Origin of the sequence: Pseudoalteromonas ruthenica (assembly GCF_008808095.1) — a bacterium.
Lineage (GTDB): Bacteria > Pseudomonadota > Gammaproteobacteria > Enterobacterales > Alteromonadaceae > Pseudoalteromonas > Pseudoalteromonas ruthenica.
Genome location: NZ_CP023396.1, coordinates 751,923 through 774,456, shown reverse-complemented (window position 1 = coordinate 774,456; position 22,534 = coordinate 751,923). Strand labels below are relative to the sequence as shown.

15 protein-coding genes, 1 other RNA gene and 1 pseudogene are annotated in these 22,534 nt (G+C 47.6%); 5 read left to right on the top strand and 12 right to left on the bottom strand.

Translation table 11 applies throughout. The annotated features are described in order from the left end of the window. Positions 1-56: 56 nt before the first annotated feature. Entirely contained in the window at positions 57-368 is a 312-nt protein-coding gene (locus PRUTH_RS03715) for a transposase (protein ID WP_218939688.1), read from the bottom strand. 130 nt (positions 369-498) lie between these two features. Further along, complete coding sequence (locus PRUTH_RS03710) at positions 499-2,775, bottom strand: KAP family P-loop NTPase fold protein (protein WP_151172546.1); 2,277 nt, start codon at positions 2,773-2,775, stop codon at positions 499-501. A gap of 238 nt (positions 2,776-3,013) precedes the next feature. On the opposite strand from PRUTH_RS03710, the gene PRUTH_RS03705 reads away from it, so the two are divergent. Beyond that, complete coding sequence (locus PRUTH_RS03705) at positions 3,014-3,985, top strand: integron integrase (RefSeq protein ID WP_151172545.1); 972 nt, start codon at positions 3,014-3,016, stop codon at positions 3,983-3,985. Between the two features lie 535 nt (positions 3,986-4,520). On the opposite strand, the gene ffs is transcribed toward PRUTH_RS03705, so the two are convergent. Beyond that, an RNA gene (gene ffs / locus PRUTH_RS03695) (signal recognition particle sRNA small type) lies at positions 4,521-4,617 on the bottom strand. A 447-nt stretch (positions 4,618-5,064) separates the two neighbouring features. Here ffs and PRUTH_RS03690 point away from each other — a divergent pair. Continuing rightward, positions 5,065-7,266 (top strand): M4 family metallopeptidase, encoded by a 2,202-nt coding sequence (locus PRUTH_RS03690; protein WP_371741516.1) that lies wholly within the window; start codon positions 5,065-5,067, stop codon positions 7,264-7,266. A gap of 59 nt (positions 7,267-7,325) precedes the next feature. Further along, the gene (locus PRUTH_RS03685) at positions 7,326-9,170 is read left to right on the top strand and encodes a M20/M25/M40 family metallo-hydrolase (protein WP_151172544.1); all 1,845 of its coding nucleotides are present in this window, start codon (positions 7,326-7,328) and stop codon (positions 9,168-9,170) included. Positions 9,171-9,215: 45 nt separating this feature from the next. Here PRUTH_RS03685 and PRUTH_RS03680 read toward each other — a convergent pair whose 3' ends face one another. Both PRUTH_RS03680 and PRUTH_RS19270 read right to left on the bottom strand, forming a co-directional pair. Continuing rightward, complete coding sequence (locus tag PRUTH_RS03680) at positions 9,216-9,935, bottom strand: DUF3014 domain-containing protein (protein ID WP_257221023.1); 720 nt, start codon at positions 9,933-9,935, stop codon at positions 9,216-9,218. A gap of 16 nt (positions 9,936-9,951) precedes the next feature. After that, positions 9,952-10,107, bottom strand: coding sequence for a hypothetical protein (locus PRUTH_RS19270; protein ID WP_257221021.1), 156 nt, complete (start codon positions 10,105-10,107; stop codon positions 9,952-9,954). 146 nt (positions 10,108-10,253) lie between these two features. Between PRUTH_RS19270 and PRUTH_RS03675 the strand changes: the two genes are divergently transcribed. Then, positions 10,254-11,393: a patatin-like phospholipase family protein gene (locus PRUTH_RS03675; protein WP_130149057.1), complete on the top strand. Its 1,140-nt coding sequence runs from the start codon at positions 10,254-10,256 to the stop codon at positions 11,391-11,393. Here the strand turns inward: PRUTH_RS03675 and PRUTH_RS03670 are convergent. Next, positions 11,390-13,357: a monovalent cation:proton antiporter family protein gene (locus PRUTH_RS03670; protein ID WP_138547517.1), complete on the bottom strand. Its 1,968-nt coding sequence runs from the start codon at positions 13,355-13,357 to the stop codon at positions 11,390-11,392. The two genes, PRUTH_RS03675 and PRUTH_RS03670, sit on opposite strands and share 4 nt — an antisense overlap. 142 nt (positions 13,358-13,499) lie before the next feature. On the opposite strand from PRUTH_RS03670, the pseudogene PRUTH_RS19265 reads away from it, so the two are divergent. Next, positions 13,500-14,477: pseudogene (locus tag PRUTH_RS19265) on the top strand (GGDEF domain-containing protein). Here the strand turns inward: PRUTH_RS19265 and PRUTH_RS03655 are convergent. The 6 genes from PRUTH_RS03655 to lpxB are packed head-to-tail and all read right to left on the bottom strand — an operon-like array spanning position 14,402 to position 22,294. Next, positions 14,402-14,749 carry a hypothetical protein gene (locus PRUTH_RS03655; protein ID WP_257221019.1) on the bottom strand — a complete coding sequence of 116 codons (348 nt, stop codon included), beginning with the start codon at positions 14,747-14,749 and terminating at the stop codon, positions 14,402-14,404. The pseudogene PRUTH_RS19265 and the gene PRUTH_RS03655 overlap by 76 nt on opposite strands. After that, entirely contained in the window at positions 14,722-16,041 is a 1,320-nt protein-coding gene (tilS, locus tag PRUTH_RS03650; protein WP_151172541.1) for a tRNA lysidine(34) synthetase TilS, read from the bottom strand. The genes PRUTH_RS03655 and tilS overlap by 28 nt, the downstream gene beginning before the upstream one ends. Before the next feature lie 48 nt (positions 16,042-16,089). Then, entirely contained in the window at positions 16,090-17,046 is a 957-nt protein-coding gene (accA, locus tag PRUTH_RS03645) for an acetyl-CoA carboxylase carboxyl transferase subunit alpha (RefSeq protein WP_022946673.1), read from the bottom strand. Positions 17,047-17,062: 16 nt separating this feature from the next. Beyond that, positions 17,063-20,554 carry a DNA polymerase III subunit alpha gene (gene dnaE, locus PRUTH_RS03640; protein WP_138547521.1) on the bottom strand — a complete coding sequence of 1,164 codons (3,492 nt, stop codon included), beginning with the start codon at positions 20,552-20,554 and terminating at the stop codon, positions 17,063-17,065. Further along, a complete protein-coding gene (rnhB, locus tag PRUTH_RS03635) occupies positions 20,554-21,150 on the bottom strand; it encodes a ribonuclease HII (protein WP_138588302.1) in 597 nt (198 codons plus the stop codon). The genes dnaE and rnhB overlap by 1 nt, the downstream gene beginning before the upstream one ends. After that, the gene (gene lpxB / locus PRUTH_RS03630) at positions 21,140-22,294 is read right to left on the bottom strand and encodes a lipid-A-disaccharide synthase (protein ID WP_151172540.1); all 1,155 of its coding nucleotides are present in this window, start codon (positions 22,292-22,294) and stop codon (positions 21,140-21,142) included. The genes rnhB and lpxB overlap by 11 nt, the downstream gene beginning before the upstream one ends. Between the last annotated feature and the right edge of the window lie 240 nt (positions 22,295-22,534).

Sequence of the window (22,534 nt, the reverse complement as noted above, 5' to 3'; positions counted from 1 at the left end):
TCTGCACATCAAGGTGATCCGGAACTGGCCTACATACTGCGCAATCAGCGCGTACTTTACTCCTGGCTTTTCGCAAAGTACGCGGCTGCCTTTTTTAAGAATTCATTTTCCTCTTTCAGGTCGTGTAGCTCGCGCTTGAGGCGGCGCAGTTCCTCACTTTCATGTTTCGAGTAATCAACGCCTTGAACGGTATTAAATTGCTTGTCGGAAAGACGGTTGAATTGCCTACGCCAGTTATAAATTTGCTGGGCGCTGATCCCCAGCTCTTCGGCGACGGATTTGTTGGTATTTCCGGGTTGCTCCGCCCTTCGAACCGCTTCGCGACGAAAATCTTCGGTATAGGCCAGGGTTCTTTTCTTTCTAGTCATGAGACACCTCTTTTCTAACTATAGAAGGTGTCTACTTTTTTTGGGTAAGTCCTGCAACTAACGCCGAGCTCTGCGGCAACTTTGGAGCGCAGCGGAAAAGTTGTCCGACAGCAGCGCTTTGTTAGATTCATTACCAATCGTCTTCGATTCCTTTTTCTCTCTTTTCAAGTGCATCATGAAAAGCCTTCAATGCTACTTTCGCTTGGGAATCGACCTTGTCTTCATCAATATCCCTTACTTTTTCTTGAATTCGTGCTATCTCTAGAAAGTTTTCAATGCTCTCAAGCTTTATGTACGTAGTAATTTTAACTAAGTAATCTCCCATTGCCTGAGATGAAGATTTACTTGCAAACCTTTTTAACAAGGTCAAACACCCTTCGGCAGTCTGAGTCTGCAACTTTAACCAGTTTATAACTTTATTCTCATCTCCCCAGCGCTTCCATCTATACAAAAAAGAAACCAAGTGTTCATTAGAAAGTAGTTCGCTAGGCGCATTTTCAGACATTTCATCCAGCTTTTTTACAAACTCGGCTTTAAGCAGCTCAAACTCCTCATCTCGTAGTATCTGGTCAGCATCAGCTTTCTCTCTGCGATTTTCATCGCCTTGTAATATGTGTTCGACAATAGAGAGACCTTTTGACGCTTTGAAGCATTCTAAAAGCAGCTTGCCTCGCTCCTCCAGATCGTCAATGCGCCGTAGAAACCAAACAACAAGCCTTACAGCATGTGTATTCGAGCTAAACATCGTAAACCCAATTGATTCATGATCAATTTGGTCACCAATATCTAAAACTCCCTTAATATACGCACTGCCATTTTCAAGAGGCACTTCATCTGTGAATGATTCAAACTGTGAAAGAGCATTTTTTAGAATGCCACGTTCTTTGAGGGACAAGATAAATGAAGAAAGCCTGTCAGAATCAGCAGTTAGACTAAGCATTTCCTGCAGGTCTGAGTTTGAGAGTTCCCCACTTGGAATTGAAAATTGAAAGTATTTATCAAAGTTAGAGGGGTGACAAACACGCATCTCTCTTAACCATGTACTAGAATAATCTCCAGAATAGTGTGAGCCTCCCAAAGCCCATTCTATTGTTGGAAATAGTTGCTCTACCATTTCCTTTACAGCATCTCGCTTATTCTCAGAAGCCTTATCCAATATGCTATTAATTAGGGCAGCAGCAGATTCCTGGCTTCTTCCATATCTATCGGAACCATTTTTAGTGAATATCTCTTTCGCGCGTGCGATTTCCTTGTAAACATCAGGTTCAAAAACTCTTAGGCACTCAATTGCCATTAAATCCACTGGGTTGACCTCAAAAGCACTTTTGCCTTTAAGTAGTGTAAAATGGAATGATAGAGTGGAGGTGTATCTATAAACGCTTCGCAGATTGTCAAAATATGCGCTTAGAGCCCCGTGAAATAGGTTCCCCCACCGTCCCGAATCAAACATATTTGCAGCTGATTTGTCTTGCTCGATAATTTTATCTAACTGATTGAACAATAAGTTATGCAGTCGTGTAGTTTCTATTTGAGGTATGTCAAAAGGCACCTGAATTATTTTTTCTAAATAGTCTCGACCCTGTTGCGCCCCGTCATTCATTTTATCTTCTACCAGATCCCGCTGAAATAGAAGAAGGAAGACCACATTCGGAAATTCCAAGTTTGCTTTTATAAGCTGAAAAACCATCCTTAATTGGGATGATGTCAGCCTATCCAAATCATCCATTACAACGATCAATGGAGATTTCCTTTCGAGTAATAATCCTGTCAATTCCTGTCTTATATCACTCAAACTCTGCTCTTTTTCCTTGGCAGTCGCCTCAACATTTCCACTCAAATTGTCAAGGAAGCCTTTGCCCCACTTTAATATTGCAGCCCATCCACCCAAAACCAGTAGAATAGTAGTGCTAACGTTGCTTACCCAAGCCTCGTTTGAAAAATTACCGCCAACCCCTATAAGGGTTGCGAATACAAACAGTGTAGGGAGAGCCGCTGAAAAACCTGATACTACTGTTTCACCCGTATTAAGATACCGACCATATTTTTTAAGAGTTGCCGCTAACTTTTTCCCAGACTTGCTTTTATCTGTGTGACCTATTGACTTTGATACTTCTTGAAAAAAGGAGGCCGTTATTTTTTCTTGAGCTGCCCATTCCCATGGGGAAAATTCAATTACATCAGGTTTTTTCTCTGTTATTTCCGCTAGTCGAGATAGGGCCATGTTTTTAATAGAAGACTTCCCTGATCCCCAGTCACCATGCAGAGCTACTACTAAGCTATCATTTCCATGCCAACTTGCCATTGCATTAGCCAAGTCCGTGGAAAAGCCTGACCGTCCCAACAGGTCCTCTTCTACTTTTGTGATCGGCCTATCAGAAGCAAATCCGTGTAAATCTTTTGGTTCCATATGAGATCTCTATAGGGAATCTAACAATTTAATATCGAGCGATTGGGTCGTTTTTCTGCCGCAACCTGTCTCGTTTTAGTCCTTAGACCATTGATAGCAAATTTAGGAAGTACTTGCCAGCATTGAAGTTACGTTACATTGCTATAAGAAAAAAACGACCCAATGGGTCGTTTTCTTGACTATAGGAGAAACACAACAATACTGTACATATATACAAGTACTTATTGGAGCTAGCTCAATGAGAACTAGTTCACCATTTTTAAATCACATCGCCGAGTTAATGTTGACTAAGCAATATTCACTCAGAACCGTTGATACATATCTTAAGTTGATTTCTTCCTATATTCATTATCATGATAAACGTCACCCAGCTTCAATGGGCAATAACGAGGTTGTCGAATATCTCGACTACCTTGTACTTAAACGGAATGTGTCATCTAAAACACAAGCGACAGCGTTAAATGCGTTATCTTTTTTGTATAAGCAAATAATTAAACAGGAATTGTGTCCGAATCTAACGTTTGTTAGAAGCAAGCGCCAATCTAAGTTACCAATTGTTATGACCCCCGAGGAGGTTAAACTCCTCATGTCGTTTTTAAGTAAACGATATTATTTAATTTCAGGTTTAATGTATGGTAGCGGCTTACGTGTAATGGAAGCTGTTCAACTACGAGTTCAGGATATTGACTTTGACTACAAGTGCATTCGGATCTGGAATGGTAAAGGGAATAAACATCGGGTGGTTACACTCGCCACAGAACTTATACCTTTGCTAAGAAATCAAATAGCTCAGGCTGATGAATACTTAAAATTAGATTCCCAGAATGAACAATATGCTGGTGTATGGATGCTAAAGGCACTAGCAAGAAAATATCCTAGCGCCAATAAGTCAATTGCTTGGCAGTATCTATTTCCCTCATATAAGTTAAATGCTGATCCTGAAACTGGCGAGATTCGCCGACATCATTTTCATCAAACAGGTGTACGTAAAGCGGTTAAAGAGGCCGCCGAAAAAGCACAAATAATAAAACCTATAACGCCTCACACTTTTAGACATTCATTTGCTACTCATTTACTACAAAGTGGTGCAGATATTAGAACCGTGCAAGCTCAACTGGGTCATTCCGATGTGAAGACAACGCAAATATATACGCATGTTTTACAGCAAGGCGCAAACGGTGTTGTTAGTCCTTTGAGCAAAATTTTCTAGCTTGTTTTGGGGCAGGTAACGGCTGTTAGTGATAACATTGCCAATCTAAATATTCGAACACTATTTATAGGAAAGCTCCTAACCTAACTCAATACGGTTAGATATACCTCAGATTACCGTTTTGAATAACAGAAAAGACCCCAGTATTTGCTGGGGTGTAAGATGTCTAGCCCTGCCTTTTCAGCAGTTAAAAATAACATGTTGTGATTGATTACTTCCTAGCCTAATTTCAGCTGCCTACGCGGCAGTTCACATAGTCTTATTTAAAGCCTAGAGGCTAAGCCTCGAATGCGACAATCGCTGGGGAATATTCGAAGTGGAAACAAGCACCGAACTCTAATGCCGACTCTAAGAGACAGGTCGCCTTGATCTTTTGACTGGCGAATTTAAAAAGGGTTTTAACTCTAGAGTACTTGGTTTTGCGTCGATAATAGCTGCTTTCTAGCGCACTGACTAAAATTTGGCTATGACAACTTATTGTTCAAATTTATGTCAACTTTAACTTCAAACAACAAGGGGGAAATTTGGGTGGCAGCCTTACCAGCCACATCTCGGCACACACGTCACACGCTGTGGCTGCTCCCTTCCGGGCCTGACCAGATTCACCTGCTAGTGTTGCGAGAGGACCAATAAGGCTACCATCGAGGGCCTTCGTTGGGCGCAGGAGGGATTATCGCGACTTTACTACTGGGATTCAAGGAAAATCCTACTATTTACTACTAACTGCCTAGTAACTGACCATTTCGCAGTAATACGCATCACTTTAGCTCTGCTCCACTTTTGTAACTCGCTAACCCAACGCGAAGCAATAACCTTTCGCTTACACATTTTGGAAACAAAAGTGTACACATTTTAACCTTAATTACGTTTTAACACATTAAATTACTCGTCAAGGCATTGAGAAATCTAGATAAATTTAATATTTGTTTAGTTTTAAATTAATAATTTTTACTTTTATTTTACATTAGTACCCATTTTGACTAAATTAGGCTCGCTCGCTTTGAAGAAGTTTGTAGGATCAAACGAGCATTAGCGGTGCTCAGCACCACCCATTCGGGAAAACTAATCGGGAGCAAACAATGAATAAACCTCAAGGATTTATGCTATCAACCTTATCAATAGCCGTTTCACTGGCAGCAATTTTGCCCGCAACGAGTATTGCGGCGCAAAAAACCTACCTAAGTGAACAAAATCAAATTAAAGATATTATGATGGCAAAGTCGACTGCCGTTTCAGCCTCCCCCGCTGCAACGGTACTCGGCCTTGATACTCAGGATGGTATCAGTGTTGTAAAGCAGTACAACAGTCAAAACGGCGATAAAACGTTTCGCTATCAGCAAATGCACAAAGGCATTCCTGTTATCGGTGATCATGCCATTCTAACATACAACAAAGATGATCAGCTTATTCGTGCCCATGGCGCCGTGGTCAATAACATCGCTGCCGACGTCCCCTCGGTAAACGCCAAGGTAAGTAAGAAGCAAGTAGGCAAACTAGTGCGCGCCATGCATCGTAAAATGCATCAAGGCAAAGCAGCGCCTGCCATCGAGAATGAGCAATCTCGCTTAGTCATTTGGTTAGACGATGCGAACAAAGCGCACCTTGCTTATGAGGTGACCTACAATAGTTATGGTGATACCCCGTCGCGTCCCTACATGATTATCGACGCCAAAAGCGGTAATGTATTGCATCAGTTCGACAATTTACAGCATGCTGATGCCACCGGCCCAGGCGGCAACCAGAAAACCGGACAATACAATTACGGAACCGACTACGGCTATTTGGATGTGAGCCAATCTGGCAGCACTTGTACCATGGAAAACGCCAATGTGCGCACCATTAACCTCAATAATGGTACTAGCGGCTCAACAGCGTACAGCTTTACCTGCCCAGAAAATACCTACCAGCAAGTGAATGGCGCTTATTCACCTCTTAATGATGCCCATTACTTTGGCAACGTAGTGTTTAATATGTACAACGACTGGGTTGGTACTGCGCCATTGTCATTCCAGTTACGTATGCGCGTGCACTATGGCAATAACTATGAAAATGCGTTTTGGGATGGCCAAGCGATGACCTTCGGTGACGGCGCCACAACCTTTTACCCATTAGTCAGCCTCGATGTGTCTGCACACGAAGTCAGCCACGGCTTTACCGAACAAAACTCCGGATTGGTTTATTCTGGTAAATCAGGCGGCTTAAATGAAGCGTTCTCCGATATGGCCGGTGAAGCTGCGGAAGCTTACATGCTGGGTAGTAATGATTGGCTCGTCGGTGAGCAAATCTTCAAAGGTAATGGTGCGTTACGTTACATGGCTAACCCGCCACAAGACGGCAGCTCCATTGGTAATCAATCAGATTACTACTCAGGCATGGATGTGCATCACAGTTCTGGGGTGTACAACAAGGCCTTCTATTTGTTGGCAACCACCAGCGGCTGGGATACACAAAAGGCCTTTAAGACCATGGCACGTGCTAACCAGCTTTATTGGACAGCGAGCACTAACTGGGACTTAGCAGGTAACGGTGTGATGGATGCCGCGTGCGATCTTGGTTATGAGCCTAACGATGTCAAAGCAGCCCTCGCAGCCGTAGGGGTAACATCAAGCCTAAGCGCGGGTAGTGACTGTGGTTCAACTCCGCCAACACCTGATGAAGAAATCACCAACGGCGTGCCACGTACAGGTATTTCCGGTGCGGCGAAAGAACAAATGTTCTTCGTTATGAATGTACCCGCAGGTGCAACGAACCTTACCTTTAACACCTCAGGTGGTTCGGGTGATGCTGATTTATACGTGAAATATGGTTCACGTCCAACGCTTAACGATTACGATTGTAACAGCACGTCATCAACCAGTACTGAGTCATGTGCAATTAGCCCCGTTCAAGGCGGTGAGTACTATGTCATGGTCGAAGCGTGGAACCAAATCAGTAATGTGACCTTAGAAGGTAACTATGACGATGGTAGCACAGGGCCAACGCCGATCGATCGCACCGAGAGCAACATCAGTGTTAACCAAGGCGGCTGGGCTCGTTTTAGCCAAGACATTGGCAGTGGCTACAGTAACCTCACGGTAACCATTAGCGGTGGTAGCGGCGATGCGGATCTGTATGTCAACTTTGGTTCGCAATCAACCACCAGCGACTGGGATTGTCGTCCATATCGCAATGGCAACTCAGAAACCTGTACCTTTAGCAATCCGCAAGCAGGTACATGGCATATGGATTTACGTGGCTACCGCGCAGCAAGTGGTGTCACCCTAACCATCCAAGCAGACTAAATCATTCTCCCTGAGTAGGGGCCAGCTACTGGCCCCTTTTTCATTTAAGGACCCAGCTTATGAAATATTCTTACCTCGCCATCGGTGCGGCGCTTACTTGCGCTACGAACAGCGCCTTAGCGGCACCGGAAAAGGCATGGATCACGGTCGAGGCCCATGCCATGGCGCACTATCAAAAACAGCAAAAAACACAGTGGCAAAGCGCTGCAACGCAATCAATCGCTGGCACAGCAGTTGATGTTATCGCTATAGATCCTAAGCATATACATCGGCTAAGCGATTTTATGCACCATGAATACAAACGCTGTGGCGGCTTTATTTATCATGAATCTGAGCAAGCGGCGAAAGCCTACTTGCAACAGGCTCAAGTCAATAACACGCAAACAGTTACCACTGTTAATTACAGCATCGATAACCCCGCTGCAGCCCAGGCGCTGCTGGCTGAGCTGAGCACCACTCGTCTAGATAACACCGTAAGTACCCTAGCAGCATTTCATAACCGTTATTATTCACAACAAAGCGGTGTTGATGCAGCAGATTGGTTACGCACCCACTGGCAACAAATCGCCAGTAGTCGCAGTGACATCACCGTGCAAAGTTACAACCATAGTTGGGCTCAAGATTCGGTGGTGGTGACAATCGCCGGACAAGAGTTAAGTGATGAAGTGGTGATCATTGGTGGTCACTTAGACTCGATTAACCAATCATCACCCAGCCAAGGTCGTGCACCAGGAGCTGATGATAATGCCAGCGGCATTGCAGTATTAACCGAAACGCTGCGAGCAGTCGTCGACAGTGACTTTAAGCCTAAACGCACCATCAAAATTATGGGCTTTGCGGCTGAAGAAGTGGGACTCAGAGGCTCCGGCGCTATAGCTAGCGATTACAAAAGCCAAGGCATCAATGTGGTGGGCATGGCGCAGTTTGATATGACCGGTAATAACGGCTCAGCTGAAGATATTGTATTGATGACCGACTATACCAATAGCGGCCAGAATCAATTTATGGCAAACCTTGCCAGCACTTATCTTAGTGACCTGGTTATTGGCTATGATCAATGTGGTTACGGATGCTCGGATCATGCCTCTTGGCATAACCAAGGCTTTGCCGCCTCAATGCCGTTTGAATCAAAAATGAGTGATATCAACTACCGAATTCACACCAGTGGTGATGACCTGTTTGATGCCAGTCATGCCATCAATTTTGCACGCTTGGCCAGTGTTTATCTCGCTGAGCTTGCGAAAAGTGCTGGCTCTGCGCCGCCACCACCGAGTGATAACGAGCTCACTAACAGTGTGGTTGAGTCTGGCCTTAGCGCTGGCGCTAAGGAACAGCTACTTTACACCATGGATGTACCCAGCGATGCCACTGATCTTAACTTTAATACCTATGGCGGCAGCGGTGATGCTGATTTATACGTGCAATTTGGCACGCCACCGACACTCAATAGCTATGATTGCAAAAGCACCACGGCATCAAGCACCGAAAGCTGTAGCTTTAGCGCGCCACAAACAGGGACTTACTACGTGATGGTTGAGGCCTGGAATGCCATTTCCGGTGTCAATCTGGTCGGTGAGTATCAAACAGATTCAACCGGTCCAACTCCCATTAATCGTAGCGAAGGGCCTATTTCTGTCGCGTCTTCTCAATGGCAACGCTTTGAGCAGCCTCTTACTAGCGGCTATTCACAATTACAGGTGAGTATATCCGGCGGTAGCGGCGATGCCGATCTGTATTTAAACCTTGGCTCACCGTCGAGTCAGTCGCAATGGCAATGCCGTCCATACAAAAATGGTAACAATGAAACCTGTACCATTAGCAACCCGCAAAGTGGAACTTGGTACATTGATTTGTACGGCTATAATAGCGCCACGGGTGTAAATTTATCGATCACCGCCAATTAGTAATAACAAAGGGGCCCGTTGGCCCCTTTTTTCACGAACGTTGAATTAATCCAATTCTGTGCGCAGTTTCTTCAACACCGCTTTTACCTTCTCTACATTCTCTGGCCCCATGCGTAATAGCTGCTTCTGAGCGGGTGGTAAATTCTCCCATTCGGAATAAGCATACTTGTAGGTGACTGAATCCCGTAATAAGGGGACCTGAGTAGTCATTTCGGGTGTCTCTAAAAGCAAGTCAATCGACTGCTTTAAGCGCGCCTCAAAACTACTGTTAGGATCGCCAACTTCACCATAAGCCTGTTCAATCAGCGGTTCATATTGTTCATACAGTGCCACCAACTGATCGGTATTCATTGAGGTCAAAATACCAACATACGGGTCATAGCGCTCAAAGCTCTGCGGATCCATCGTCAGCACATCGCCCTCTTCCACGGTGAAAGGCTGCTCGAGTTTTTCCACTGGTGAGTGGTTTGTGGCCACACGCCCCTCGGCGAGATTAACGACAAACACCACAGTGCGGCGGATCAAGTCATCATTGACCAGCAAATTAGCGCTGGATTGAGCCAGTGATTGTTGCAAGCTGGCGCTGACCATCTCATCGCTATCGTCCAAGGCCGGCAACTCGGGTTGCGGCTCGGGCTGTTCGTCTTCACGAGACTGTGGACGCTGTTGCTGCTCATCGGGGTTGCTCACGTCTGTGGTTGTCGGCGCGGCTTGGGGTTTATTTTCAGGTTCGGGCTCTGCAACAGGCTGAGGTTTATCTTCCACTGGCAACTGCGCAGGCTCAGGGGGGGGCCTCAAGTGGCAAAGGCTGTTGAGATTGTTTGCTGACGATAAAAATTACCACCACAGCCAACACCACTAATACCACCAATGCTAGGATGATGTTGTTACGGCTGGGTCCGCGTTTACTCTCATGTTCGGTAGGTTGTTCACTCATAAAGGCTCCGTTATGAAAAAGTCAAAATCGCCAATCTTCAAAAAGTAATCTGCCCTAATTGCTGCGAGTATACTCGCCGTTGAGCATATCTTTTTATTTTAGAATCTTTTACATTAACACTATGTGTCCATTTAAGTGCAAATACAATGCGAAAGCAAACTAATTGCGGTCGCGCTGGAACAGCGTTGCTACTGAGCGGCGGCGGCGCGCGGGCCGCTTATCAAGTAGGTGTCCTCAAAGCGCTAACACAAAGCCTTCCAAGAACGGCGCCACTGCCATTTAAAGTGATCACAGGCACCTCTGCCGGAGCAATTAACTCTGTGGCGCTTGGATGTTGGGCTTCGTGTGCTCATTTGGCGAGCCGCAAGCTTGAGCAAGTCTGGGGACAGTTTCACACCAGCGATGTTTATCGCAGTGATTTTGCGCATGTATTCGGCCACCTTATAAAAAATATTTTATCGAGCTTTCGCTCTGGGCACGCCAACCATGCCCCAGCGAGCTTATTCAACAATGCCCCTCTGCGGCAGTTATTAGCCGAAGTGCTGCCTATGGAGCGTATCGACCGTAACATTCACCGTGGTGTGCTCGATGCGTTAGCAGTCACTGCGTCTAACTACAGTACCGGTGACTCCGTTACTTTCTACCAAAGCAATGAGGCCAAACCCTGGCGGCGGGCCAAACGTCAGGGTGTCAAAGCTCGCATCCATTTAGAACACCTGATGGCCTCCAGTGCTATTCCCGTGGTCTTTCCCAGCGTAAAGATTCGACACCAATACTATGGTGATGGTTCCATTCACCAGATGTCTCCCCTGTCCAGCGCCATTCACCTTGGTGCCGAGCGTATCTTTGTTATCGGTGTTGAACAGCCCAAAGAGGAACATCGTAAATATGCGCCGCACTACCCGGGCATTTCGCATATCGCGGGGCATCTGTTGGACAGTGTGTTTGCTGACACACTGCATGGTGATTTAGAGCGTCTTGAGCGCATTAACCGTACGGTGGGGTTGTTGAGCGCGAAAGATAAACATCGTGAGCTCAAGCATATCGATACGATGGTGATCAACCCATCACATAACTTTAATGCCATTAGTAGCGAGTATTACGATGATATGCCGCTGGCCATTCGCACCCTACTACGTGGTATCGGCGTAAAACGCTACAGTGAGTCGAGCTTACCGAGCTACTTGTTGTTTGAACGCCGTTATACCCAACACTTGATGGAGCTAGGTTATCAGGACGGGCTGGCGCAATTGGGGCAACTACGCGCGTTTTTGTGTCTCGATTAACTGCCGCCATTGAGTAAAAAGCGCTCGCAACGCTCTACTCGCCGTGGTTTACCCTTTAATACCAGCACGTCATGCCCCTGTAGACTGGTTTCAATACTGGGCGCTTCTATCTCACGTCCTTGACGGCGCAACGCGGCAATACTTACACGCCGCGCTTGCAAGTTGAGCTCGGCGATGGTTTTACCCACGGCATAGGCGTTATCTGCCAAAGCAAACACATGCAAGTACTCTAAACGCTCGGTGTTTTCATCGCGATGTGGCGCCTCATCACTAATATAATAACTGTGCAATAAGGAGTAACGGTTTTCTCGCTCTTGGCTAACCCGGCGAATAATGCGTTTCATCGGCACCCCGCTCATAAATAGTACATGAGACGACAACATCAGGCTCGCTTCTAACGACTCAGGCACGACCTCTGACACGCCACTTTCTTTTAACTCATCAAGATGGGCATCATCGGGCATGCGCGCGAGGATATTCACCTGCGGCGCGACTTGTTTCACTACCTCGGCGACCATTTGTACCTTGCTAAGATCAGTGAAGGTAATCACCACCAAACGCGCCTGTGCTGTTCCTGCGCGCTCAAGAATGCTTTTTTGCGTGACATCGCCAAACATGGCATGGTAACCGGAGTTTCTTCCTTGTTGCACGAGGTAAGGGTCCAGTTCAATGGCAACAAAAGGCAACGCCTCACTGGAAAGAAAGCGCCCAATATTTTGTCCAACTCGCCCGTAGCCACAAATTATCACATGCTCACTGAGGCTTTCATCAACACACTCAATGCGTTCGGGGGCTTCTGTACTGGCGCGAAAAAGATGATGTACCCACTTAGGCGAGTGCTCTATTAAATACGGAGTAATGGCCATGGAAAACACCCCTAAGGCGATGAGAAACGACGCCAACTCACCGGCAAAAATTCCCTGGTTCCCAGCTAAAGCCACCAATACAAAGCCAAACTCCCCCATTTGACAGAGCATCAAGCCTGCACTTAAAGCATCGCTTTTGCGCTCTCCCATCAGTTGCGCAATACCAGCCAGTAACACCAGTTTACTGAGCATCAAGACCGCTAACGCGGCAAAAATAATATGGGCATGCGTTAATACATAGGCCAGGTCTAACTGCATCCCCACGGTGACAAAAAAGAGCCCCATAAGGATGTCCCGGAACGGCCGAATATCACTTTCAAGTTGGTGCCGATACTGGCTTTCACCCAACATCATTCCCGCTAAAAAAGCCCCTAAAGCCATGGATAACCCGAACCAGTAAGTTAGCCCACCGGCAAATAACGTCACCAATAAAGTGGTCAATACAAACAGCTCTTCATTACGCATTCGCGCCACTTCATTGAAGATCCGTGGCAAACACCATTTACCGATGGCCCACAGCAAGGTGCACACAACGGCCCCTTTAGCCAAAGCCATTGCCAAACTATAGGTTAATGATTGCTCAGTATCACTGGCCAGTAACGGGATGGTAATAAGCAGCGGTACCACGGCTAAATCTTGGAACAGCAACACCCCAACAGCGAGTTGACCGCGCCGTTTCTGCAGCTGCCCGGTGTCCTTCAAGCATTTAACCACTACCGCCGTAGAGGACAGCGCCATTAGCGTTGCGATGGCAAACGCGCTCAACGCGTCAAACGCAAAACCCCACAACAACAAGAAAAACACCGCAGAAGTGAGCACCACTTGCAGTAAGCCAACACCAAACACGATATTACGCATGGCAATCAAGCGTGGCAGGGAGAATTCGAGGCCCAAACTGAATAGTAAAAAGACAATGCCAAGCTCAGCGATACCATGCATTTCATGGCCATTGGCAAGCCAGGCAAATCCATGCGGTCCGGCCAACAATCCTGTGGCTAAGTACGCTAAGATGGGCGGCAATCCAAGGCGTTTAAACATCCACACTAAGATCACCGCACTGAGTAATAGACCCATCAATTCAATAAACAGCTGTTGCATGGCACTCCTTTGGCGTCAAAGACCTGACTCTGGGCTAATACTTTACCATTAACTATAGCAAGGGCTTGTTTTATATCCAGTTTAAAAATTTGGCATGTTTTTCGCTTATAAACACTACGAATTTAGTCTGGGAGTGCAATAGATGGATAATGTCCACATTTTGACTTATGCCAATACACAATCAAGCCATGATCAGCAGCAAGCGGCATCGTTTTGCCGCCCGCAATCTGCGGTCAATGTCGTGGCGTTAACCCAGCAACTTCAGCGTAGTCTGGAGGTGGTGGTGTTGCTTGATACGTTCGCGCAATTTGTGGCGCCTTATGCCAGTTTTGATGGCCTGCAATTACACAGTAGTTTGGGCGTCAGTGAAATGAGCAACAGCCGCAACACCAGTGTCGCCAATCGCTTCGATATTGACGTTGAACAAGAGCATCTCGGGCAACTGGTGTACTACAGCCACAGCCCGTTTAGCGATCAGCTTTGTACGCAGCTTAAACAATGGCACCAAATACTCAGCTATCCACTGCGCAACGCCCTCACCTACAATCGGGTGTTACGCCTAGCCACGCGCGACCCATTAACGGGGCTGAATAATCGCAGCGACTTCAATATTGGCATGGAAAAGAAGCTCGAGGTTTGCCGCCGTCAGAACCGTCCTTTCAGCTTGATGTTATTGGATTTAGATAACTTTAAGCAGGTTAACGACCAATAGGGCCACCAAGTAGGCGATGAAACTCTACAAGAGTTTGCCATGATCCTAAAAAGTTCAGTACGTGGTACCGACTCGGTCTTTCGTTTTGGCGGCGATGAGTTCGCAGTGCTGATTGACGACGACGATTTTGATACCAACCAAGTTGTCGCCGAGCGAGTGCAAAAGGCGGTGCATGCCAATGCGTTGATGTCTCGTCATGGTGTGACAAGCAGTATTGGTTATGCCTTGGCTGAGGCCAAAGACTCTAGTATGAGTTTATTTGCCCGCGCCGACAAAGCCTTATATCAAGCGAAGAACTTAGGCCGCGATACCCATTATGGTGAGGCTAACAGTCACACTTTAGAGCGCACTAACTTAAACACACACAATAGCAGCCAAAACCCAGAGAAGAATGCCAAAATCAGCTGAAACAAGGATGTAAAGCTGGGTATATCAATGGCAATAACACTCACCAGCGGTGCCAGTATCCCGAGCACGAAAAACATACCGCCCTTGCCTAGCCAGTAAGCGAGTAACAAAGCACCGCATAAAACGCCACTGAACCCTGCATATGCCAATACATTGACATGTAATGTGCTCAGCAGCAGTGCCATCACTAATAACGTGAAGGTAACGGCTAGTGCCGCAGGGGCTTTGTTGACTAAAGATAAACCTACTTGGGGCGTTCGCTGCACTGCCATTGCACTCCGTTTTTGCTGAAATAATCATAATTATAGAAATAGCCGACCACGGCCACCAAGACATCATCGTAGTAAATAAGCGGCACGCGTTGACGCTGCCACGGAGGCACTTGCAGGGCTTTGAACCACTGTGACAACTTCTTAGAGTGCGCTTTATTATGAGGACGAATCACGCTACTTAGCTGCCCAAAGCGCACACTCAATTGCTCTGCTCCCTCTAGAGGGCGCACTCCTTCGCCTGCTTGAGCGCTCAGTACGGTGCCATCAATCAACTTCACACTCGTACAATCAGTGCTTAAACGCAGCGCTTCCAAGCTCGGTTGCTCCGTGCACAAATAAGCATGGTCTTGATACCGGCGTAATACACTTGGCGAGCCGTGCAAACGCTTCAATACCACTTGCATCTGGCTGTCAGCGCGAGCGCAAGATAACTGCTGAGCTAAGTCCTGTAGTTGCTTTTCACTGGGCATCACCACATCATGGCTGTGTAGCCAATAACGTAACGCATTGTGGTAGCGTGCGCCGCTGAGCTTACGTAGTGATGTTAGATTAAGTGAGCTCTGGCCGTGGGCGTTGGCAATATCATCGTGCGCAATTTCATCCAACAAACGCTGCTGGCGTTGTATGATTGCCATACTCTGCGCGACTTTTTTATAAAAACCGTTAAAACGCGCACTGAGTAGCGGTAATGCTTGATTGCGTAAGAAATTACGATCAAAGCCGTTATCATCGTTTGATTCATCATGAATATGAAGCAGGCCCTGACGCTCTGCATACTCGTTAAGCTCGGCGCGAGAAAAACCAAGCAGGGGCCGTAGTAGCGGCCGTTGATGCCAATAGCTCAACGCCTGCATGCCACCAAGCCCTTTCAACCCAGCACCACGTTTAAGGCGTAAAAAGAAGGTTTCCACTTGGTCGTCGCGGTGTTGACCAAGTAGCAACACATAACCCGCTGGCGCACAGCTATCAAGTGCTTGATATCGCTCTTGCCGAGCTTTATCTTCAATACCACGACGTGTTTGTGTGCCAATGCGGACACGCTCGCTGAAAAACGCTATCTCACGCTGCTCACACTGCTGTGCACAGAAGTCTAACCACTGATCGGCATCAGCGCTCAAGTTATGATGAACGTGAATAGCACACAGCGCTAGGTTTTCACGCTGAGCATAGCGCCAAGCCAACTCTAAAAGCACCATAGAATCGAGGCCACCGCTTAAGGCCACCGCCAACCCTTTTGTGTCTGGCGCACATTTTAGTAAAGCATCAAGCTCTGAGGAAAAGGTATCTTGCATAGGTAGGCAATAAAAAGGCCGACAAATATCGGCCTTACTAGCGATGGCTTAACAGTAACCAAAGCTCATTAAGCGCTGATAGCGAGCATCAAGCATCTCGTCAACGCTATGTTCACGCAGCTCGGCTAAATCGCGCTTAAGCTGTGCTTTAAGGCTTTTCGCCATGGCATCGTAGTTACGATGAGCGCCGCCTAAAGGCTCTTCAATTACGGTATTGATGAGATCAAGCTCTTTCACTCGCTGCGCGGTCACACCCATCGCCTCGGCTGCCAAGGGCGCTTTTTCTGCACTTTTCCATAGAATCGATGCACAGCCTTCAGGGGAGATCACTGAGTAGGTGCTGTATTGCAACATGTTCACTCGGTCGCCAACACCAATGGCTAATGCACCACCCGAGCCACCTTCACCTATCACGGTGCATACCGTTGGCACTTTCAATGCCGCCATGACCTTCAAATTACGAGCAATTGCTTCACTTTGGCCGCGCTCCTCGGCACCCACACCAGGATAGGCTCCAGGGGTGTCGATAAAGGTGAATATAGGCATTTTGAAACGTTCGGCCATTTCCATTAGGCGCAGCGCTTTGCGATACCCTTCCGGTTTAGGCATACCAAAATTGCGTTTGATCTTCTCTGCCGTATCACGGCCCTTCTGCTGACCGATCACCATCACTGGTTCGCCGTCTAAACGGGCTACACCACCGAGAATAGCAGGATCGTTAGCGAAGGCACGATCGCCCGCTAGTTCATCAAATTCGGTAAAAATACGTTCAATGTAGTCGCGCGTATAAGGACGCAAAGGGTGACGCGCTAACTGCGAAACTTGCCATGCGCCTAACTCAGAGAAAATCTTTTCAGTTAGTTCGACATTTTTCTCTTTTAAACGGCTGACTTCTTCTTCCAGCCCTAAATCTAGTTCGCCAGCACGACTCACTGTGCGTAACTCTTCAATCTTCGCTTCCAATTCGGCAATTGGCAGTTCGAAATCCAAATAATTGAGACTCATGCTCTAATTAACCCACTTAATTAAATTCTAATTCGATATCTTGCGCCGTCAGTAAGGATAACTTATGAATCAAATCATCCGCTGGCGTCACACACCATTGTGTTCCTAGTTCTAGCTCGGCTAAGGCGTCCGGCCGGCGATAAACGACTTTTATCGGACACGTACCGAACTTATATGGTTCCAGCACTTTCTCTAACTTTTCGAAGAAGTTAGCATCAATTTGCGCCATATCTACCGTCATTTTCATCGCTTTAATGCGCTTTTCACGGGCCTCAGCGAGTGTACAGACGTCTCTGGCGGTCATTGTAATGCCGCCAGAGAAGTTATCAAAGCTGACCTGTCCGGTTATAACCAAGATATTGTTGATTTGTAGCAATTCTTGGAAAGTTTCGAACTGTTCTGGGAATAAGCGTACATCAATTCGCGCACTCTTGTCATCTAAGGTCAGCAATCCCCAACGTTTATTCTTTTTATTAACCAAGGTACGTGCATTTATCACCAGCCCGGCCGCTGTGGTTTGCACATCACGCTCTGTGGGCACTAAATCCACCAACTTGCCGCTGGTGTAATGTTTAAGCTCACTGCGATATTGGTTAATGGGATGGCCAGTTAAAAACAGCCCGAGCGTTTCGCGCTCGCCATCCAACCATTGGTTATCGGTAAAATAAGGCACTCGCTTAAAGGCTTGTTTGACTTCCTCGGGTTCGGTAGCCAAGAGCCCAAACATATCGCCTTGGCCTAATTGCTCGGCCTTGTTGTGCTGCTCGGCTGATTTAATCGCTTCAGGCAGGGAGGCCATTAAAATAGCACGTCCACCTTGTACTTGGTCTGGGCCAAGCTTATCCATGGCCCCCGACATAATGAGCTTTTCAATCACCCGTTTATTTAGGCGTTTTAAATCCACCCGTGCACAAAAATCAAAGAGATCTTTAAACGGACCATCCTGCTCGCGAGCACTGAGAATGGCTTCAACCGGTCCTTCACCCACGCCTTTGATGGCGCCGATGCCGTACACAATCTCACCTTGGCGATTCACCGTAAACTTGTAGAGACCGGCATTAACATCCGGTGGCAACAAGGCGAGCTTCATATTCTCGCACTCATCAACCAAGGTCACGATTTTATCGGTGTTATCCATATCCGCCGACATTACCGCCGCCATAAATTCGGCAGGGTAATGAGTTTTCATCCACAGTGTTTGGTAAGACACCAAGGCGTAGGCCGCAGAGTGCGATTTGTTAAATCCGTACCCAGCGAATTTTTCCACCAAGTCAAAGATTTTCATCGCCAATTCGCTGTCAATTCCCTGACTTTGCGCCCCTTCAGCAAAGGTTGAACGCTGCTTTGCCATCTCTTCTGGCTTTTTCTTACCCATGGCTCGACGTAGCAAATCTGCGCCACCGAGTGAGTAACCGGCGAGTACCTGAGCAATCTGCATGACCTGCTCTTGATAAAGGATAACCCCGTAAGTGGGCTCCAAAATCGGTTTCAAGCTGTCATGCTGATACTGCGAATCTGGGTAGGAGATTTCTTCACGTCCGTGCTTACGGTCGATAAAGTTATCAACCATGCCCGATTGCAATGGACCGGGTCGGAATAAGGCCACTAGGGCTATCATATCCTCAAAGCAGTCCGGTTTCAGGCGGCGGATAAGGTCCTTCATCCCGCGCGATTCGAGCTGGAAGACCGCTGTGGTTTCGGCCCGTAACAGCAGGTCGATACTGGCGCGGTCGTTAAGGGGAATGGCATTGATGTCCACCGGCTCCTTGCCTTCACGGGCTAGGCGCTCGTTGGTCATATCCAGTGCCCATTGCAAGATGGTCAAGGTACGCAGACCGAGGAAGTCAAACTTCACTAAGCCGGCGGTTTCCACGTCATTTTTATCGAATTGCGTGACCGGGAACTTGCCTTCTTCATCACAATACAGCGCCGCAAAATCAGTGATGGTAGTCGGCGATATCACCACGCCGCCGGCGTGCTTACCGGCGTTTCGCGTACAGCCTTCAAGAATACGGCACATATCAATGAGATCGCGCACTTCCTCATCGCCGTCGTAGGCCTCTGGCAGTCGCGGCTCAACCTCAAAGGCTTTTTCCAAGGTCATACCCGGGTCGCCAGGCACCAACTTGGAAATACGGTCAACAAACCCGTAGGGATGGCCCAATACCCGCCCTACATCGCGGATCACCGCCTTTGCGGCCATAGTACCAAAGGTAATGATCTGTGATACTGCATCACGACCATATAATTTGGAAACGTGATCAATCACCTCATCCCGTCGGTCCATACAAAAGTCGACATCGAAATCCGGCATTGAGACCCGCTCGGGGTTCAAAAAGCGCTCGAATAGCAAATCGAATTGCAGTGGGTCTAAGTCGGTAATTTTCAGGGCATACGCCACCAGTGAACCGGCACCGGAACCACGTCCTGGGCCCACTGGGATATTGTTATCCTTGGACCATTGGATGAATTCCATAACGATTAAGAAGTAACCGGGGAAGCCCATCTGGTTAATAACATCGAGCTCGATTTGCAGGCGCTCGTCATATTCGCCACGACGCTCAGCGCGTACCTGCTCATCGGGAAACAGGAATTGCAACCGCTCTTCTAGACCTTCACGAGAGACTTTAACCAAGAAGTCGTCTATTTTCAGCGAACCGGTGGGATAATCTGGCAAAAAGTAAGTGCCTAGCTGAACGGTCACGTTACAGCGCTTGGCGATTTCAACGGTATTGGCGAGCGCCTCAGGGATATCACTGAATAGCTCGGCCATTTGCGCTGGGGTTTTTAAATACTGTTCGCTGGAGAAGCGCTTCGGTCGGCGCTTATCCTCTAAGGTGTAGCCGTCGTGGATGGCGACACGAATTTCATGGGGCTCGAAATCTTGCTGCTCAAGAAACACCACTTCATTGGTTGCCACCACAGGCAGTTGATGCGCTGTCGCGTGCTCAACGGCCAAATGTAAGTAGCTTTCTTCATCAGCACGCCCGGTGCGCATTAATTCAAGGTAGAAATTGCCGGCAAAATGTTGGCGGTAGAACTGGCTGATCTCTTCAATCACTCCAGCATTGCCCTTAAGCAGTGCCTTGCCCAAGTCACCGTCTTTGCCGCCACTGAGTAAAATTAGCCCCTCACTGTGCTCCGCCAACCACTGACGGTCAACCATAGCGCGGTGCATCACATGACCACGCAAATAGGCTTTAGAAATCAGTAAGGTGAGGTTGTTATAGCCTTCGTTATTCTTAGCCAATACCACCAAACGACAAGGCTCATCGGGAAACTCCGGGCTATTGAGCCAAATATCGGCGCCGACAATGGGTTTTATCCCAGCGCCATGGGCGGCACCATAAAAACGCACCAGACCACACAGGTTCATTTGGTCGGTAATAGCTAAGGCGCTGAGCTGCTGTGCTTGCGCCGCACTGACAATAGGCTTGGTTTTAGCCAAGCCATCAACCATGGAAAAGTCGCTGTGAACGCGCAGATGGACAAATTCAGGTGCGGCCATTATTGCCCCCGCTCGGCGAGTACGCGCTGCACCGGTTTAAAGCTCTTGCGGTGAAACTCGGTGGCTCCATGTTCGGCCAATGCTGCAAAATGAGCTTTAGTTGGGTAGCCTTTATGGCCCGCAAAGCCATATTCGGGGAATTGCGCATCCAAGGCTATCATTTCCTCATCCCGCGCCACCTTAGCTAAAATCGAAGCGGCGCTGATTTCAGCCACCAGCGCGTCGCCTTTGACCACGGCTTGTGCAGCCACATCGAGTTGCGGTAGGCGATTACCATCAACAAAGACAAAGTCAGGAGTAATATCAAGCCCCGCCACAGCTCGCGACATGGCCAGCATAGTGGCGTGCAAGATATTGAGCTCATCTATCTCGCTGACACTGGCACGGGCGATACAGTAACTCAATGCCTTTTCTTTTATCTCAGCACTTAAGGCGGTGCGCTTTTTATCACTCAGCTTTTTTGAATCACTCAGTCCGGCTATCGGTTTATTGGGGTCAAGGATCACCGCTGCGGTCACCACATCCCCCACCAGCGGGCCACGCCCCACTTCATCTACACCGGCAATATACTGAACATCGGGACGATTAATTTGCATCAATAAGCTCCAATACGGCTTTGGCTGCTTGAGCACTGGCATCGCAGCGAATGTCTTTATGGATTTGCGTAAAACGCGCAATCAAGGCTTGATTATCCCCGTATAACTTTGGCTCAAGCGCGGCGCATAAGTTATCAACATTGCACTGGTGCTGTAAAAACTCAGGGACCAGCTCCTCGTCAGCCAATAAATTAGGCAACGAGAAGTATTTGATGGTGAAAGTAAACACATGCTGCACCATCCAATAGGTCATGGCTTTGAGCTTGTAACCCACCACCATAGGCTTTTTATATAACATTCCCTCTAGTGAGGCGGTTCCCGACGCCAGTAGAATAGCGTCACTGGCTTGCATCGCTAAGCTCGATTGACCATCAAGTAATAGCGCGTTTAACTTTGGTGCATGTTGTTGTTGCAATGCTAAGAACTGCGCTTTGCGCGCTTCGTTCACCAAAGGCACCACAACTTTTAAGTCTGGATTGGCTTGCTGCAGACGCTCGGCCGTTTGCGCATAGGTGGGTGTCAGTAGCCCCACTTCCGAGCCACGACTACCCGGTAACAGCGCCAGCACTTTATCGTCGCTACTGAGCCCTAGTTGCGCCCGCGCATGCTGGTTGCTTTGCTCTACAGCGATATCATCGGCCAAGGTATGGCCGACAAAGGTGCATGGCACTTGGTGCTTGTCATAAAAGGCCTTCTCAAAAGGCAACAGCGACAGTACTAAATTGGTGGCTTTGGCGATGTTATGAATACGCTTTTGTCGCCACGCCCACACCGAAGGACTGACATAATGCACAGTGGTGATCCCCGCTTGCTTCAACGGCAGCTCAACGCGCAAATTAAAATCGGGCGCATCAATACCAATAAATACATCAGGGGGATTGTCGATAAAGTGCTGCACCAATCCTTTGCGAATATTTAACAGCCTAGGCAAGCGCGAGAGCACCTCAACGAGTCCCATTACCGAGAGCTCTTCCATATCAAACAAGCTTTCACACCCGAGGGCATTCATGCGGGGACCGCCAATACCGACGAACTGGGCATCAGGGTGGCGTTGTTTAATGGCTTTTATTAGGCCTTCACCAAGAATGTCACCGGACATTTCACCGGCAACGATGCCGATGCGAAGAGGTTGAGTGGCGCTCATATTGGGGACAGGTTCCACTTTGGGCTGTTGTTATTAACCGCCTAGTCTACCCTGTTTGCGATGCGCTTAAAACCTCGTTGCTATTAAATGCACAATCCTTCTACGGCCTAGCTTGATGAGCTGGTTGATATTTTTCCAGTGTGCCTTTCTTTTAAATTAGATGTTGCTAATATTGTGTTGACTTCGTAAGCAGTAGTCTGGATACTAACGAAAGTTTCAGTAATTACTGAAACTTTAAAC